Genomic DNA, 16,772 nt, shown 5'->3' on the forward strand with positions numbered 1-16,772 from the left:
TGGGATTCCAGCCGGCGCTTTTTTGCTGTCTCCGGGCCTCTGGTGCCGGCTGCCGTCCGGTCTCCTGCGACACGGCAAATACTCCGCTGGGATGATCTTTTCCGTAGGTTGTTTCGCCCGGGCAACGGATTTCGTAGAGTAGGGAGGCTAATACTGTCAGCCCTTGCTGCAACACTTCTCTTATCTCATTCGCGCACTTTTTCTAAGGACCCGTGGGCATGCTTGTCACCCTTATACGGCGCTATTCCAAGCCGTATTTGCCGCAGATTGTGGCCGTGCTGATCTTTCAGCTGGCGTCCACCATCGCCACGCTCTATCTCCCCAGCCTCAACGCCAGAATCATTGATGAGGGAGTGTCCCGAGGCGACACCGATTTCATCTGGCAGACGGGTGCGCTCATGCTCGCCGTCGCCCTTGGGCAGGTGCTCACTGCCATCGTCGCCGTGTACTTCGGCTCCCGCGTTGCCATGGCGATCGGTCGGGATTTGCGCCGCAGCGTCTTCCGTCAGGTGAGTAGTTTCTCCGCCCAGGATGTCAACAAGTTTGGTGCTCCCACACTGATTACGCGTGGAACCAATGATGTCCAGCAGGTTCAGATGTTGGTGCTCATGGGCCTGAACTTCATGGTGTCCACGCCTATTATGTGCGTTGGCGGCATCATTATGGCGCTCCGCGAGGACCTCAACCTCTCCTGGCTCGTGTGGGTTTCCGTTCCCGTCCTGGTAGCGGTTGTGGGCTACCTTGTGGTCCGGCTCATGCCGCTTTTCCGCTCCATGCAGACCAAGATCGATGCCATCAACGGCGTGCTGCGGGAGCAGATCATCGGTATCCGGGTGGTTCGCGCTTTTGTGCGTGAACCCCACGAGGCCAAGCGCTTCGGCGATGCCAATGACGACCTCACAGCTGTATCCGTGAAAATCGGCAACCTGTTTGTGCTGATGTTCCCGGCCATCGGCATGATCCTCCACCTCTCCACTGCTGCCGTTCTCTGGTTCGGCGGCCAGCGCGTGGACTCCGGCGAGATGCAGGTGGGTGCGCTCACGGCATTCCTCCAGTACCTGCTGCAGATCCTGATGGCCGTCATGATGGGCACGTTCATGGCCATGATGATCCCCCGCGCGTCGGTTTGTGCAGACCGCATCGGCGAGGTTCTCGATGTCGAGCCGTCCATCCACAACCCCAGTTCGCCGGTGGTTCCCGCAGAGAAGAAGGGACGCGTCGAATTCCGGGACGTCACCTTCAAGTACCCCGGTGCCGAGGCTCCGGTGCTGAGCAACATTTCCTTCACTGCTGAGCCGGGCAAGACCCTGGCCATCATTGGTTCCACGGGTGCCGGCAAGACCACCCTGGTTTCGCTGCTGCCGCGACTTTACGATGTCGCCTCCGGCGAAGTACTGCTCGACGGCGTCCCCGTCACCAACATGGATGCCTCAGAGATCACCAGCCGGGTATCGGCCGTTCCGCAGAAGCCGTATCTGTTCTCCGGAACCATCGAGCACAACCTGCGCTTTGGCAAACCGGACGCCACTGACGAGGAACTCTGGGATGCCTTGGAAACCGCCCAAGCCAAGGGCTTCGTGGAGGAAAAGTCTTCGGGCCTGAACAGGCGCATCGCCCAGGGCGGAACCAACGTCTCCGGTGGACAACGCCAGAGACTCTCGATTGCCCGTGCCTTGGTGACGAAACCCAACGTCTACCTGTTCGATGACTCATTCTCTGCCTTGGACGTCGCTACGGACGCCCGGCTCCGAAAGGCCCTGAAGGCCAAAACCCGGGATGCGACGGTCATTATTGTGGCCCAACGTGTCTCCACCATCGCGGACGCGGACGAGATCCTTGTGCTGGATAACGGCAGGATCGTTGACCGCGGAACGCACGACGAACTGCTTGAGACGTCACCCACGTACCAGGAAATCGTTGAATCCCAGCTGAGCGTGGAGGAAGTGGCATGAGCGAGCAGGACCAGCAGAAGAAGCGCGGCTGGGCTGCCAAAGCACAGGCCGCAAAGGATGCCAAGGCTACAGCCGAGGCTGAAGCAGCAACCGAAGCACTTGACGACGACGACTTCGTCGAAGAGGAATACGTCCCTTCAGAAGCCGATGGCGGCATGTTCGGCGATGTCCCGGCAAAGAAGGCCAAGGACTTCTGGCCGTCCGCCAAGCGACTCATGGGCTTGCTCAAGCCCGAGGCCGTTGGCGTGTACATCGTGATCGGGCTCGTCATCGTCTCGGTGGTCCTTAACGTGATCGCCCCCAAGGTCCTGGGCAATGCCATGGACGTCATTTTCGGGGGCGTCATGGGCAAGCAGATCCCTGAGGGCGTCTCCAAAGAGCAGTTCGTGGAACTTATGCGCCAGCAGGGCGAGGGCAACTTTGCGGACATGGTCTCCAAGATGGAGCTCACCAACGGGATCGACTTCCCCAAGCTGACGTTCCTGATTTCGATCGTGCTCCTCATGTACTTTGTAGCCAACATCTTCCTGTGGGCCCAGGGGTGGTTGCTCAACAGGATCGTCATGCGGGTCATCAAGAAGCTCCGCAACGACGTCCAGGCCAAGCTCAACCGGCTTCCGTTGAACTACTTCGACACCCGCCAGCGCGGTGACATCCTGTCCCGCGTCACCAACGACGTCGACAACGTCCAGCAAGGCCTCCAGCAGGCGTTCTCCCAGTTGGTCAGCTCGGTGCTCACGGTCCTTGGCATCACGGTCATGATGTTCATCGTGTCCTGGGAGTTGGCGCTGATTGCTTTGATCGCCCTGCCGTTGTCCGGCATCGTGGCAGGTGTTATTGGTGCCCGCAGCCAGAAACTCTTCGCGGCACAGTGGAAGAACACCGGCGCATTGAACGGCCAGATCGAAGAATCGTTCTCCGGCCACGACCTCGTGAAGGTCTTCGGGCGCGATGCCGACATGCTGGAGCGTTTCGACGACAAGAACGAGGAACTCTACAAGGCCTCCTTCGGTGCGCAGTTCGTGTCCGGCGTCATCTTCCCCGCCATGAACTTCGTGTCCTACCTGTCCTACGTCGGCATCGCCGTGGTGGGTGGCCTCCGGGTTGCGTCGGGCTCCATGAGCCTAGGCGACGCCACGGCATTCATCCAGTACTCGCGTGAGTTCACCCAGCCCCTGGGCCAGATCGCCGGTATGGCGAACATGCTCCAGTCCGGCGTGGCCTCTGCCGAGCGCGTCTTCGAGTTCCTTGATGCTGATGAAGAAGTCGAAGAAAACGGCACACGTCACCTGCCTTCCAAGACCGATGGTCACGTTGAGTTCGAGCACGTCTCGTTCAGCTACGTGGAGGACAAGCCGCTCATTGAGGACCTGTCCTTCGCGGCTGAACCTGGCCACACGGTGGCGATCGTAGGACCCACGGGTGCCGGCAAGACCACCTTGGTGAACCTCGTGATGCGCTTCTACGAGCTCAACGCCGGCCGGATCACCTTGGATGGCGTGGACATCAAGGACCTCACCCGTTCCGAGCTCCGATCCAAGGTGGGCATGGTGTTGCAGGATGCCTGGCTCTTCGGCGGGACCATCTACGACAACATCAAGTACGGCAACCTGGACGCTACAGAGGAGCAGATCATGGAGGCGGCCAAGGCCACCTACGTGGACCGCTTCGTCCGTGCACTTCCTGACGGCTACCAGACGATCATTGACGAAGAAGGAAACAACGTCAGCGCTGGTGAGAAGCAGCTGATCACGATCGCCCGGGCCTTCGTCTCCGATCCCTCGTTGCTGATCCTTGACGAAGCCACCAGCTCCGTGGATACCCGCACCGAACTGCTGCTGCAGAAGGCCATGGCTGCCCTCCGCACGGACCGGACGAGCTTCGTGATCGCCCACCGCCTCTCCACCATCCGGGACGCTGACACCATTTTGGTCATGGAGAACGGCAAGATCGTGGAGCAGGGCAACCACACCCAACTGCTCGCCCTCCAAGGCGCGTACTACCGGTTGTACATGTCGCAGTTCGCCGGCGAGGAAGAGACCGCTGTGAATGATTCGACGGCGGTGCACAGCTGAGTACCGATTCATTGAAGACCGGGCAACCTGCACGGGATTCCCTTGCACCCCAGCGCATTGAGGTCCTTGTACCCATGCGCTGGGGTGACATGGACGCTTATGGACACATCAACAATGTGCAGATCGTTCGCATGTTGGAGGAGGCCCGCATCGCAGCCTTCGGGCCTCCCCGCGGCGCGGGACTTCCCGGCGTAGAGCCTCCGGCTGCCCTGTTCAACGACGTTGAAGAAGGCATCATGACACTCGTGGTCGAGCACAAGGTCCGGTATGTCCGGACCTTGGAGTACCGCAACATTCCGGCTGTCGTGGAGATCTGGGTTGGTGCCGTCAAAGGCGCAAGCTTCGATCTTCACTACGTCATCAAGGACCCTGTTACGCGGGAGGATTGCGTCAAGGCCACCACGCACTTGGCGTTCGTTGCCGAGGACACCGGCCGGGTCCTCAGGCTCACTCCCGGGCAGAAGGAAAAGTTGGAGCGGTACCGCGCGTAGAGTTTCAGCATGAAACTTGAAATTGCCGTGGTCAGTGCAGCCGGTGCGGGTACCGCTGCCGCTGAGGGAGCCCACCGGGTGGAGCTCTGCAGCAGCCTGGAACTGGGTGGCATCACGCCCAGCCAGGGGCTCATGGAAGCCAGCATGGAGCACGTTGACGGCCGTCTGGAGATCCATCCGTTGATTCGCTCCAGGCCCGGCGACTTCCGGTACTCAGCCTCGGACGTGGACACGATGGTCCATGAGATCCGCCACCTTCTGGCGCAGGGTGCCCATGGGGTGGTGGTGGGGGCGCTGACTCCGTCCGGAGATTTGGACGTTCACACGATCCAGCGCCTGGTGGAGGCCGCCAGGGCGGCCAACCCCGGAGCCCAGCTGACCTTTCACCGGGCCATCGATCAATCCAAGGAACCGTTGGCCGTGCTGGAGCAGCTTGTTGAGCTGGGCTTCACCAGGGTCCTGACGTCCGGACACGAAGCCACCGCTGGTGCGGGTCTGAAGACCTTGGCTGCAATGGCAGAACGGTCCGGGGGTGCTGTGGAAATCATGGCTGGTGGAGGATTGACCCTTGAAGACATCCCTGCCATGCACGCCGCGGGCCTGTCCGCCGTTCACTTGTCCGCCAAGAAGACGGTATCCACCCTCGGGGATGGTGCCATCTCCCTTGGCGCCCAGGATGGGACAGACCCCACTGCCTACACCGTCACCGACCGCGAAGTGGTTCGGGCAGCAAAGGCGATGGTGAACGCGCTGGATCTGGCCGCCGCAGGATAACCCGGACGTCCACCGTCTTGGGGCAGAAATCCCAGTAAGTACGCATCGCAATAACCCTTTACGAGCCCTCTGAAGGCCGGGATGATGTAAGGATTCACCAACGTGGTGAAAAGCCCCGGACGCTACCCTTCAGGAGTCCCAGCGATGCCGCTGCCCACGCCGGTTTCACCGGCCGTCACGTCCCCACCCATCATCACCCCAAGCAACAGGACAACAGGCCACCCGGAGGTGGAATGTGGCCTGGGGGCATGGGACAAGCTGCTCTATGGAAACCACCGATTCGTCGTGGAAGTTGTGGAAGCCCCCCACGGCGCGGGTCAGGCCCACAGGGTGGTCCTCCCATGGCGTCGACAGGACAAGGACCCGGCGTCGGTGGACGTCATCGTCGTCTCGGAAAGGACCGGTTCCAGGGTCCGGAACGTGATCGTGGAAGTGGCCACCCGTGAGTCCGGAAGCATCGTTTTCGAAGCGATCGACGGCCACGGGATTTATTTCTTCTATTACTTGCCTTACGCCATGCTGGGGAAGCCCCACTACCCCCAAGCTGAGTACCTCCCGCATCGTCCATCGGCAGAGCCTGGGTGGGCCGCCGGCGTCGTGCCTTCACCGTGGTGGCAGGCGGCTGACGCCGAACATCCGGACAACGAACTACCCCAGGCAACCGTCCTCCGCTATGAAGCCGCCAGCGGACGCGACTCCTTCGCTCCGATGAACTTCACGGCCCGGGCGGACGAGGTGGAAGTACTCAACACCAGACATCCGGGCGAGGCTTTCCTGCTTTTCCCCGAGGACCGGCTGAATCCGGTCTCCATGCAAGGGGATCTGCCGGCGCATTGGGTCATCAATGGACCGCAGCGGAGCTTCCACGCGAGTGCAGAACCGGGGGAGGACTACGTGGTCCAGGTAGGCCTCTACGCGCTGGAGGATCTGCACGGCGTGAGGGTCGACGTCACCTCGTCGGCCGGCGGTCATTGCCTCAACACCGATGGCGTAGACCGTCTTGGGAAGCCGTGGCACACCAGCCTGGCTGTTCCGGCCGGGCAGGTGCAGGCGCTGTATGTGATTCTGCCTGTCCCCCAGGAAAGAGCCGGAACCACTCTGGAAGCGTTGCTGAGGGTCACTGCCGCCGGCCAAGCGGCCCAAGAGGTTGAGGTCAGGCTGGACGTGGCCGCCGACAGCGGTGCGGACCCGGCGGTTGCCGCCGGCGGCTTCGGCGATCCCCGTTTGCTGCGCCGCTTGGCGTGGCTGGATTCGCGGGTGGCCCAGGATGCGGAGCTCGTCAGGCCTTTCACGGCCATCACGCTGGACCGATCCAGCAGGACGTTGGGGATTCTGGGCAGGTCCCTGCGGTTGGCGGAGTCGGGACTCCCTGCGCAGGTGACGTCGACCTTCACCGCCGCCGTGACCGCAACGGACGGTCCCGACGTCGAGCTCTTCAGTGGCCCGATACGCCTGGACGTCGACGGCATCGAATGGAGCTATGCACCAATAGCCTTCAGGGAGGAGGGGCCAGCCCGGATCTCGTGGCGATCCACGTGGACGGGGCTGAAGGAGGCCAAGGCCGTGCTGGCTCTGGAGCTGAACGGTGTGCTCGACGCCGAAGGAGCGGTTTCGTACTCGCTGCGGCTCAGTCCCGGGGGAACCACGGACGTAAACGACGTCGGCCTGCAGCTTGAGTTTCAAGAGGCTGCGGTTCCGCTCGCGATGGGCCTGGGACTTCCCGGCGGGCGGCGTCCGGAGTCCTTGGACTGGACGTGGGACGTGGCGACGAAGAACCAGGATGCGCTATGGCTCGGGAACGTGAACGTGGGGATACAGGTGGCCCTTCGGGATGGGAGCTACGAGCGGCCTCTGAACACCAATTTCTACCGGGAAAAGCCGTTGGTGGAACCGGTGTCCTGGGCCAATCGGCAGGAGGCAGGCGGCGAAAGCACAGTCCGCGGCGGGGTTACCCTCCGGACCGGCGGGGGCTGCGTGACACTGAACGCCTCCAGCGGCGCCCGGACGCTCGCGGCGAACGAGCCACTGGACTTCAACTTCCGTCTGCTCCTGACGCCGTTCAAACCACTCCAACCCGGCCACCACTTGGCCAAGCGCTACTTCCACCAACCTGCGGACCCGGCGGACATCGCAGCGGCCGGAGCCACGGTGGTCAATGTCCACCACGCCACGGCACCGGCTCCCTATATCAACGACCCCCTGCTGACCGGCGGCTCGTTGCGGATGTACATCGCCGAATGCCACCGGAACGGACTGAAAGCCAAGGTGTACAACACGGTCCGCGAGCTCACGTTCCACAGCCCCGAGCTGCTCCCGCTGCTGCAACTGGACCACGAGATCTTCAGCGACGGCCCGGGCAAGGGACACATCTGGCTCCAGGAGCACGCCGGGGACGGCTACGTGTCCGCCTGGTTCGCTCCTAACGTGGAGGACATTGCTGTCGTGACCACGGGGGAGTCCCGGTGGGAGAACTTCTACGTTCGCAGTGTGCAGGAGCTGGCCAGCGGCGAGGATGGGATCGACGGCATCTATCTTGACGACATTGCCTATGACCGCCACGCGATGCTTCGTGTCCGCAAGGTCCTGGAGAGGGCCTGCCAAGCCAGGGGCGTGGACGGTCCGGAGATAGACCTTCACTCGGCCAACCAGTTCACTGCCCACGACGGGTACGCGTCCTCTGCCAATCTGTACATGGAGCAGTTGCCCTATGTGGACAGGCTCTGGCTGGGGGAGTATTTCGACTACGACACCACCGATCCCGAATATTGGCTGGTGGAACTGTCCGGCATTCCGTTCGGGCTCATGGGCGAGATGCTGGAGGGCGGCGGCAATCCGTGGCGGGGAATGGTGTTCGGCATGACCGGCCGGGCACCCGCCGTCGACAACCGGCCGCTCTGGGAATTCTGGTCCGAAACCGGGCTGGAGCACGCCCACATGCAGGGGTTCTGGGACCCGCAATCTCCCGTGCGGTCCAGCCATCCGGACATCCGGGCCACCACCTGGCTCACGGAACGCGGAATGGTGGTGGCGCTGGCTTCCTGGGCCAGGCACACTGAACACGTGAGGTTGCTGTTCGACGACGTCGCTGCCGCCACCAGCCGCATCATCGCCCCGGCGATCCCCGGTTTCCAACCCGCCGCGAGCTATGCGCCCGGCGATTCCATCACCCTTGATCCGCAGCGCGGCCTCCTCCTCACGATCGGATACTGACGTGGCCACCACCACCAGCTCGAACCTCACCGTCACCACCATTACCCTGACCATGGCCGAGCTCGGTCCGCTCAACCCGTTGCCCGTGGTAGCCGCCGAGCTTGACCAGCCCTACACCGTGGGCGAAGGCGTCCCGGAGGAACTCCAGGCGTCGGCCCGCTATGGTGTGGTGCCCAACGTCTACCCGTATCTCATGCAGGACGGGTACAGCCGCGACGCGGCACCCCGGGAGGTCCCCGCCGTCGTGCTTGAAAACAGCAAGCTCAAGGTGACAGTCCTCCCGTCCCTGGGCGGGCGCATCTGGGAGCTGCTGGACAAAGCGACGGGCAAACAGCTCCTCCACACCCACGACGCCCCGCAGCTGGCCAACATCGCGCTGCGCAAGGCGTGGTTCGCGGGCGGGCTGGAATGGAACATCGGTACCCGCGGCCATTCGCCCACAAGTTGCGATCCGCTGCACACCGCGATCGTGCACACCCCGGGCGGGAAGCACATCCTGCGGATGTGGGAGTTCGAACGGCTGCGGGAAGTGGTGTTCCAAGTGGACATCTGGTTGCCGGAAGACTCAGCCGTTTTGTTCGCCGCCGTCCGGCTGCGGAACCCCAACGACCATGACGTTCCCATGTATTGGTGGAGCAACGCCGCCATCCCGGAAACGGCCGGCACCCGCGTGATCGCGCCGGCGGGCGAAGCCTACGGCAGCGACTACACCACGGACATCACCCGCGTCCGGCCCACCAGCCACGAAGGCTATGACGGCACGTGGCTGGTCAACAGCCCGCACGCGGCTGACTTTTTCTTCGACATCGACCCCTCCGAGCGGCGTTGGGTTGTGGCCGCAGACGACGACGGCGATGGGCTGGCGATGCTGTCAACGGACCTCCTGAGGGGAAAGAAGCTCTTCGTGTGGGGCCAGGGCCAAGGTGGGAAACGGTGGCAGGAGTGGTTGAGCCCCGGTGCCGGGCCTTATGCCGAGATCCAGGCTGGGTTGGCCCAGACGCAGTTTGAACACCTGGTGATGCCAGCCGGCGCGGAGTGGGCGTGGGTAGAGGCGTACGGGAACGGGCATCTGGATCCGGACGCGTCGCATGGCACCGACTGGGACGCCGCGGTGGCACACGCCGGCGAACGTTTGGAGCAGCTTCTGCCGCACGACGTACTCGAAGCGATGCTTCCCGCAGCCATTGCCGACGCCAACGTCCCACCGTCGACAATGCTGCTGCACGGCAGCGGCTGGGGCGTGGCAGAGCGTGCGCGCCGCCTGAAAACAGGCAGGGCGTGGATCGATGAGACCGGAACCCCTTTCGTGGATGAGAGCGTCACAGGGGAGCAGGAGCCCTGGCTTGGGCTACTGCAAGGAAAAGCGTTCGACGGCGCGCCCAGCTTCGTCGCCGGGGCGGACTGGGAGGAGTTGCTGGCACGGCAGGACAGCCCTGGCGCGAAACTGCATCTGGCCACCATGAGGCACGCCCGGCAGGACCTGGAGGGTGCGACGGCTGCCTACAGCGAGGTGCTGGCCACGGACGCCACGCCGGGGACAAAGGCGCTCGCACATCGTGGGCTGGGATTGGCGCTGCTCGCCGGCGGCCAGGACACGGAAGGGCTCGCCGAGCTCAGGAACGGCGTGGACAGCGACCCTTCAAACGCAGCCTTGCTGACCGAAGCCGTCACTCTCAGCATCCGGCACGGTGACCCGTCCATGGCGCTGGAACTGAGTGCATCGGCGCCCAAGGAGGGGACCGGCGTCGGACGTTTGCGGTTCCTGAGGGCCTTGGCGCTTGCACGAACCGGAAATTCGGGGGAGGCGGCCGCGATCCTGCGTGAGGGCGTGGAGATTCCGGACCTACGTGAAGGTGAAGACGCCATCGCGGCCCTGTGGGAAGAAGTCTGCCAGGACGAGCCTGTTCCGGCTCCTTACCAATTCGGGATGCACTGACCCCTGCCCCGGTGTGGCCTCCCGCACATCCGGGTCAATGAATGAAAGCGTGTTCTGGACGAATCAGCGACGACGAACGGAGCACGGATTGATCCCCGAAATACCAGGACTGCCGCAGATGGAGTGGACGTCTTCGCCTGGACACGTGAGCTACGACGAGGCGGAGGGGACGCTGACGCTCACGGCAGCTCCCGGCGTCGATTGGACCAACGATTCCCTGGGCGGGGAGCCGCAGCATGCGGCCACGGCGCTGGGCTTCAGGGCGCCGGCGGCTTTCTCGCTCTCGGCCCGGGTTCTGGTGGCCTCGCCCAGGACAACGTTCGACGCCGGCGTGTTGACGTTGTGGGCGGACAGCGATCATTGGGCCAAGCTCTGCTTCGAGTACTCGCCGCAAGGGGAAGCCATGGTGGTCAGCGTGGTCACCAACGGATATTCCGACGATTCCAACGGCCCGCTGGTTACGGCGCCTTGGATCTATTTGCGGGTCAGCAGGGTTGGTCCAGCGTGGGCGTTCCACTCATCAGCCGATGGCAGGGAATGGTCTTTTGTCCGCCTGTTCAGGTTGGATTCGGACAAACCCGTGCACGTCGGGTTCATGTCGCAGGCGCCCATGGGAGAGAGCTGCGAGGCGCGTTTTGACGCCATCGAATGGACGGAAGAACCTCCGGCAGATTTGCGCGACGGAAGTTAGCCCGGGTCAAACGGGTGGAGCGGCTGCCTGTGGATATCCAGATGCTTGGGTAAACCAAACAAGGTAAGTTGGCATGGTGATTCCATCCGTGAAACCTGCCATTGACCGCGCCCCCGGAGTCTCCAAGGAGATCGAGGACGCGGCCTGGTATGTGCTCGGTCCGGCGCTGCAGGGGAGACCTTCGGCGCTGGACGGCCGGACACTGACGTGGACAGCGGATGCCGCCGGTGAGCTGCTGGAACGGCTTGAGCGTGGGGTGGAAGATTCCAAAGCTCCCATGATGACCAATCTTCGGCAGAACCTGGAAGGCGCGTCGCGTGAGGCCAAGTTGCTGGCTGTGGAATTGCTGTTCCTGCAGTCGCTGCCGCTCGCGCACGAGGTCAAGTCCCTCAGGGTGAAGCGTGCCCGTGTTGCCGAGGCCGCGTCCTGGGTTGAGCCGGCCATTGAGCTGCCTGAAGAACTCTACGAGGGCATGACGGACCATGGAGTCATCCGTGACCGTACGGCGGAGTTCAACTGGACCATCTGGGATCACTTGAAGTGGCTGTGCCGCTTTGTGGCCCACGTGGACCGCCAGAGCACAGCCACCATCAATCAGGCTCTTGAGGACCCGCTGAAGTTCCACGAACTCGCAGCCGCAACACCCGAAGACCAACCTGCCCTGCGCCGCAGCATCGAGTACCTGGTGTGGCCCAGTTATTTTGAGCCCGTGGTGGCCGATGTAGAGCGCCAGGAGATCCGGGACGCCTTTGCTTCGCTCGTGGGCGGAGCCAAGGGTGACTCGGACGAGGACATCACTGCGGATATCCACCGCATCCGCCTGCACCTGGACGAACAAGCCGGGCAGCGCATCGACTGGTACGCCCGCCAACTGGTGAGCCAATGGCGCAAAGTGGGAGATCCAGGTCGTCGCTCCTGGCTCCTGCGCACCCATCACGATAATGCGGACCTCTTGGCTGCCTGGGTAGCCGAAGAGAAGGCCACCTTGGATGTGGAACACCTGCGGACCCTGACGGCAGGCGTTACTGCAGGCGTGGTCCAGCACGCCGTGGACGAGGACTACAAACACCTTGGCTATGTGGAACGCGAGGATACCAAGACCGCCGTCTTTGCCTTCCTGACGGTGATGAAACCGGGTGATCTCACGCTCTACCAGCATGCGGGCAGGGTCCGGGTTGGCGTTGTCCTGGGCGAGCCCGAACACCACGAGGACAACCGCCGCATCCGCCGCAAGGTCCGCTGGTTCGATGACAGTTACGCCATCCCCGAACTTCCGCGGCATGCCCAGCGTCAACTGTCCACGCCCGGGATCCTGGTGGATGTCACCAGGGTCATCCAGGCCCTGCAGGAACTGCTCCCGGTAGAAGCCGAAACCGACGGCGAGGACGAGGCCCCGCCCACCGCCGTCGTCGAGGTTGTCCAACAAGGTTTCCGGCCCCTGACCGAAGAGTTCGCAGCGTCCCTGCACATGGACCTCGAACCCCTCAAGGAGATCGCGGAGCTGCTGGAGGAGAACCGGCAGTTGGTTCTCTATGGTCCTCCGGGAACCGGTAAGACGTACCTCGCCAAACACCTTGCCGCCGAGCTCGCGGGCGATCACACCGATGAACGGGTGAAGCTGGTCCAGTTCCACCCGTCGTATGCCTACGAGGACTTCTTCGAGGGCTACCGCCCGGACAAGACCGACGACGGCCAGGTCTCCTTCAAGCTCGTGGCGGGACCCTTGCGCCGGCTCGCGGAGGAAGCCGCCAAACCGGAAAACGCGCATAAGCCGTACTTCCTCATCATCGACGAAATGAACCGCGCCAACCTGGCCAAGGTTTTCGGTGAGCTGTACTTCCTGCTTGAGTACCGGGACGACCGCATTTACCTGCAATACAGCCCCAATGAGCCGTTCAGCTTGCCTGACAACCTCTACATCATCGGCACCATGAACACCGCTGACCGTTCCATCGCCATGATGGATGCGGCCATCCGCCGCCGTTTCGCGTTCATCGAGCTGCACCCCAAGGAGGAACCGATCCGCGGCACGTTGCGCCGGTTCCTAGAAGCGCGGGGGCTGGACACGCTCAACGCGGACCTGCTGGATGCGCTCAACGACGCGATTGACGACTGGGACCGGGACCTGATGATCGGGCCGTCGTATTTCATGAAGAACGCCGCCCAGAACCCCACGGGCCTGCGCCGGATCTGGAAATACGAGCTCATGCCGCTGTTGGAAGAGCACTACCACGGGCAACTGAACCGGGCACAGCTGGAGGAGCGCTTCGGCCTGGACCAGCTGCTGGGACGTCTTGCAGCCCGCTAAGGCCATCCCGCCGCGGCCGGGCCGGGCGCCCGCCAGCGCCGCCCGGGTCACCAGCGCGGGCCGGATCACCGCGGGCCCCCGGCACATCGTCCTGGACGAGCTCTCCGGAGGCGTGGTGGACAAGCTCGACCCCCACTCGGCGGCATTCATCAATACCAGCGGTCTGGCGAAGACCTCGCCCATGGGCATGGGCCTGTACCGGATTGAGCCGGTGGGCAAAGTGGGTTCGGTGCGGACTGCCGCGGTGCAGTTGGAAGTCCGGCCCAAGGATCGCCTTGGCCTGAGCCGGTTGCTGTTCCTGCTCAGCTACGCCGGTGAACAGGGCTTCCGGGACCATTCAGTGGAGGCCATGGAACACCCGGATTTGTGGAGTGCCCTGTCGGAATCGCTGGCTCAGTTGGCGGACAGGGCCCTCAGCCGCGGCGTCCTGCAGGGCTACCTGACAGTGGAAGAGTCACTGCGGACCGTGAAAGGCCGGATCCGGATCTCTGACCAGATCTCCCGCCGGCCCGGAATGATGGTGCCGCTGGAAGTCTCCTACGACGAATTCACCGAGGACATCGCTGAGAACCGCATCCTCCGGGCTGCCTTGGAAAGGATGGGTAAGGTTCCCGGTGTCCGGCCCGACGTCCTGAGCCGCTTGCGGCAGCTCAAAGGAAAGCTCGACGCCGTCACCCGGCTTCAGCCCGGTGCGCCGCTGCCGGCGTGGCGGGCCAGCCGGATGAACCTCAGATACCACGCTGTGCTGCGCCTGTCCGAGGTAATCCTCCGCAATGCCTCTGCCGAGGCCGGTGTAGGCAAGCAACAGACCGCGTCCTTCGTGGTGGATATGGGCCAGGTGTTTGAGGAATTCGTAGGGACTGCCTTGCGCGCTGCCATGAGCGCCCACCCGGGTGAGATGCGCCTCCAGTACGGTGCGCTGCTCAACGAGGCCGTGAATGACTCGGACCGACTGACAGTCCGCCCCGACGCCGTCCATTTCCTGGGCGGCCGTCCGGTGGTGGTTTACGACTCCAAATACAAGGCAGCTTCCGACGCCGGTGCCTCGCTCAGTGCCGATCATTACCAGTTGCTGGCGTACTGCACGGCGCTCCGGGTTCCCACAGCGTGGTTGGTCTACGCCGGTGCAGGGGAAGTGAAGCTGCGGCGCATCCTGAACACGGATATCGACATCGTGGAGTACCCGTTGGACCTGTCGCTGCCGCCCTCGGAAATTCTGGCTGCGGTGGCTGACCTCGCTGAACAGTCCTGGGGTGAAGTAGTACGCCAGGCTGTGGCGGGTCGGTCGGCGTCGGACTAGCCTGAGAGGTAAACCGTTCGGCGATTAGGAGGCACCATGGCCGGCAAGAAATCCTGGCGTGACATGAGCAAGGGCCAACGCATCTCGGTTCTGGCCAGCGGAGCCCTGAACCTGGCTCTATTGGTGGCCGCGCAGCGCAGCATAGCCAAGACCCCGGATTCAGATATCAGGGGCAAGAAGGCTGTCTGGCGCGCGGTGTCGTTCATCAACTTCTTCGGCCCGGTCAGCTACTTCCTGTTCGGCCGCCGACGTGATGCAGCGGGTTTGAAGAACTAAGAAGGGCTCAGGCGGGCACTTTCACCGTAAACGTGGTGCCGCGGCCCGGCTCGCTCTCCAGCGTGATGGTGCCGCCGTGGGCTTCGACGATTGCCTTGCTGATGGGCAGCCCCAGCCCGACACCGGGTATGGCGCTCTTGCGAACCCCGCCGGCCCGGAAGAACTTGGTGAAAGCTTCCGCCTGTTCCTCTTCGTTCATGCCCATGCCCGTGTCAGTGACGCGGCAGAACACAAAGTCCTCGTCCTCCCACGCTGCCACTTCCACGTCGCCGCCGTCGGGTGAGTACTTGATCGCATTGGACACAAGGTTGTCCAGTACCTGCGCAATGCGTGAGGAATCGACGTGGGCTTCCAGGGCATCGGGAAGGTCCACCGAGAGGCGGATACCTGCTTTGGCTGCCCGGGGTTCCGCGGAGCTCACGCTGCCTCGCACCAGCTCAGCCACATCAACGGCGTGTGGCTGGATGACGATCTGGCCTGAGCGCACGGCCAGGAGGTCGGAAACAAGAGTGAGGAGCCGCTCGGCGTTGCGCCTGACGATGTCGAGTTGTTGACGGGACCGGACGTCGAGGGCGTCGGGATCGTCCAAGATCAACTCCACGTAGCCCAGGATGGACGTCAACGGGGTCCTGAACTCGTGGGAGACGTTGGAAACAAAGTCGTCTTTGGCCGCCAAGGCGTTCATCAGGTCTGTGACGTCGCTGAACACCACCACCGATCCCGTGAACTTTCCAGCGTCGTCCACCATGGGCCGGGCACTGGCGGTGAAGGCGCGTTGACCCTCTCCGGCACCGAGCCAGACCAACTGATCGGTGAACCGTTCGCCCAGAACGGCGCGTCTGACGGGCCGGCGGTCCGCGTCCAGCGGCGTGGTCCTGTCGATGTCGAAGACCAGCAACTGGGACTCGTTGGGATCGTCGATATCGGCAGGAGTGGCCAACACGTGGGTTTGGCGTTGGCGGCGGTTCATGAGGATGTCGTGTCCCTCGCCGTCGACCGCTACTACTCCCAGCGGCAGTGCTTCCATCACGGTATTCAGGAGCCGTTCCTGCTTGGTGCTGACCTCCAAGGCTTCTTTGAGGGCCTCGTCCTTTTCCTCCAAGGCGCGCTGCTGTCGCACCATGCTCAAGGTCAGGACGCTGACGGACACCCCGATTCCCAGGATCAGGATGGGGAAGAGCAACGGCTTGGTGAGCGCCTGTTCGGTGATGTCACCCTTGACAAACACGGGAACCCACACGATAGCCAAGGGCCCGAGGAATGACAGGACTATGGCCAGCTTTGGATAGAGGCCCGACGCGCAGAGCCAGATGACAGGCAGAACCACCAAAACGCTGAGGCCAGTGAGTGCTTCTTGTCCACCTTCACGTCCGAAGGCTATGGAAACCATGTCAAGGACAGGGATGACGAGGAAGCTGGGGAAGGGTAACCGGTGCCACGGGACAATGACGCATGCGGCAAGGAGGAATGCCTGGCTCAGCAGGAATATCAGGAAGTATGGATTCTCCAGCGTTGCCGGGAAAAACACCCAGACCAGGATGGCCGAAAGACAAACACAGACAGACAACGGCAGTTGGCTGAGGACAACCCGCATCCGCAGGGTATGTTCGTGGAACGAGCGCTGAAAAACCAACAGTTTCTTCTTTTCACCGATGTCCCACGTCGAAGGGTGGGTCATGGCACATCCACCACGGATGCAGAAGAAAGTCGGTTCATAAGATCAGCCTAACCATAATGGATATACTTCTGAGGTTATCGA

At 62.9% G+C, this 16,772-nt stretch carries 11 protein-coding genes; 10 read left to right on the forward strand and 1 reads right to left on the reverse strand.

Annotation, left to right across the window (positions count from 1 at the left end; all coding sequences use genetic code 11):
* Positions 1-218 precede the first annotated feature (218 nt).
* The 10 genes from QEH68_RS05510 to QEH68_RS05555 all read left to right on the forward strand — a co-directional run bounded on the left by QEH68_RS05510 (position 219) and on the right by QEH68_RS05555 (position 15,013).
* Positions 219-1,952, forward strand: a complete 1,734-nt coding sequence (locus QEH68_RS05510; RefSeq protein WP_207596619.1) for an ABC transporter ATP-binding protein — start codon at positions 219-221, stop codon at positions 1,950-1,952.
* Positions 1,949-4,027 carry an ABC transporter ATP-binding protein gene (locus QEH68_RS05515; RefSeq protein WP_280627159.1) on the forward strand — a complete coding sequence of 693 codons (2,079 nt, stop codon included), beginning with the start codon at positions 1,949-1,951 and terminating at the stop codon, positions 4,025-4,027. The genes QEH68_RS05510 and QEH68_RS05515 overlap by 4 nt, the downstream gene beginning before the upstream one ends.
* A gap of 74 nt (positions 4,028-4,101) precedes the next feature.
* Positions 4,102-4,518: a thioesterase family protein gene (locus tag QEH68_RS05520; RefSeq protein WP_207597491.1), complete on the forward strand. Its 417-nt coding sequence runs from the start codon at positions 4,102-4,104 to the stop codon at positions 4,516-4,518.
* Positions 4,519-4,527: 9 nt separating this feature from the next.
* Entirely contained in the window at positions 4,528-5,292 is a 765-nt protein-coding gene (locus QEH68_RS05525) for a copper homeostasis protein CutC (RefSeq protein WP_280627161.1), read from the forward strand.
* Positions 5,293-5,394: 102 nt separating this feature from the next.
* Positions 5,395-8,502, forward strand: a complete 3,108-nt coding sequence (locus tag QEH68_RS05530) for a glycoside hydrolase domain-containing protein (RefSeq protein WP_280627163.1) — start codon at positions 5,395-5,397, stop codon at positions 8,500-8,502.
* Position 8,503: 1 nt separating this feature from the next.
* Positions 8,504-10,438 (forward strand): DUF5107 domain-containing protein, encoded by a 1,935-nt coding sequence (locus tag QEH68_RS05535; RefSeq protein WP_280627165.1) that lies wholly within the window; start codon positions 8,504-8,506, stop codon positions 10,436-10,438.
* 88 nt (positions 10,439-10,526) lie between these two features.
* Entirely contained in the window at positions 10,527-11,129 is a 603-nt protein-coding gene (locus tag QEH68_RS05540; RefSeq protein ID WP_207596622.1) for a DUF1349 domain-containing protein, read from the forward strand.
* 73 nt (positions 11,130-11,202) lie between these two features.
* Positions 11,203-13,437: an AAA family ATPase gene (locus QEH68_RS05545; RefSeq protein WP_280627168.1), complete on the forward strand. Its 2,235-nt coding sequence runs from the start codon at positions 11,203-11,205 to the stop codon at positions 13,435-13,437.
* 91 nt (positions 13,438-13,528) lie between these two features.
* Positions 13,529-14,737, forward strand: a complete 1,209-nt coding sequence (locus QEH68_RS05550) for a restriction endonuclease (RefSeq protein ID WP_280627979.1) — start codon at positions 13,529-13,531, stop codon at positions 14,735-14,737.
* 36 nt (positions 14,738-14,773) lie between these two features.
* Positions 14,774-15,013, forward strand: a complete 240-nt coding sequence (locus QEH68_RS05555) for a PLD nuclease N-terminal domain-containing protein (protein ID WP_089593976.1) — start codon at positions 14,774-14,776, stop codon at positions 15,011-15,013.
* A 7-nt stretch (positions 15,014-15,020) separates the two neighbouring features.
* Here QEH68_RS05555 and QEH68_RS05560 read toward each other — a convergent pair whose 3' ends face one another.
* Positions 15,021-16,691 (reverse strand): PAS domain-containing sensor histidine kinase, encoded by a 1,671-nt coding sequence (locus QEH68_RS05560; RefSeq protein WP_280627170.1) that lies wholly within the window; start codon positions 16,689-16,691, stop codon positions 15,021-15,023.
* Positions 16,692-16,772 lie beyond the last annotated feature (81 nt).

This window comes from Paenarthrobacter sp. OM7 (assembly GCF_029873575.1).
In the GTDB taxonomy this organism is placed as follows: Bacteria; Actinomycetota; Actinomycetes; order Actinomycetales; family Micrococcaceae; genus Arthrobacter.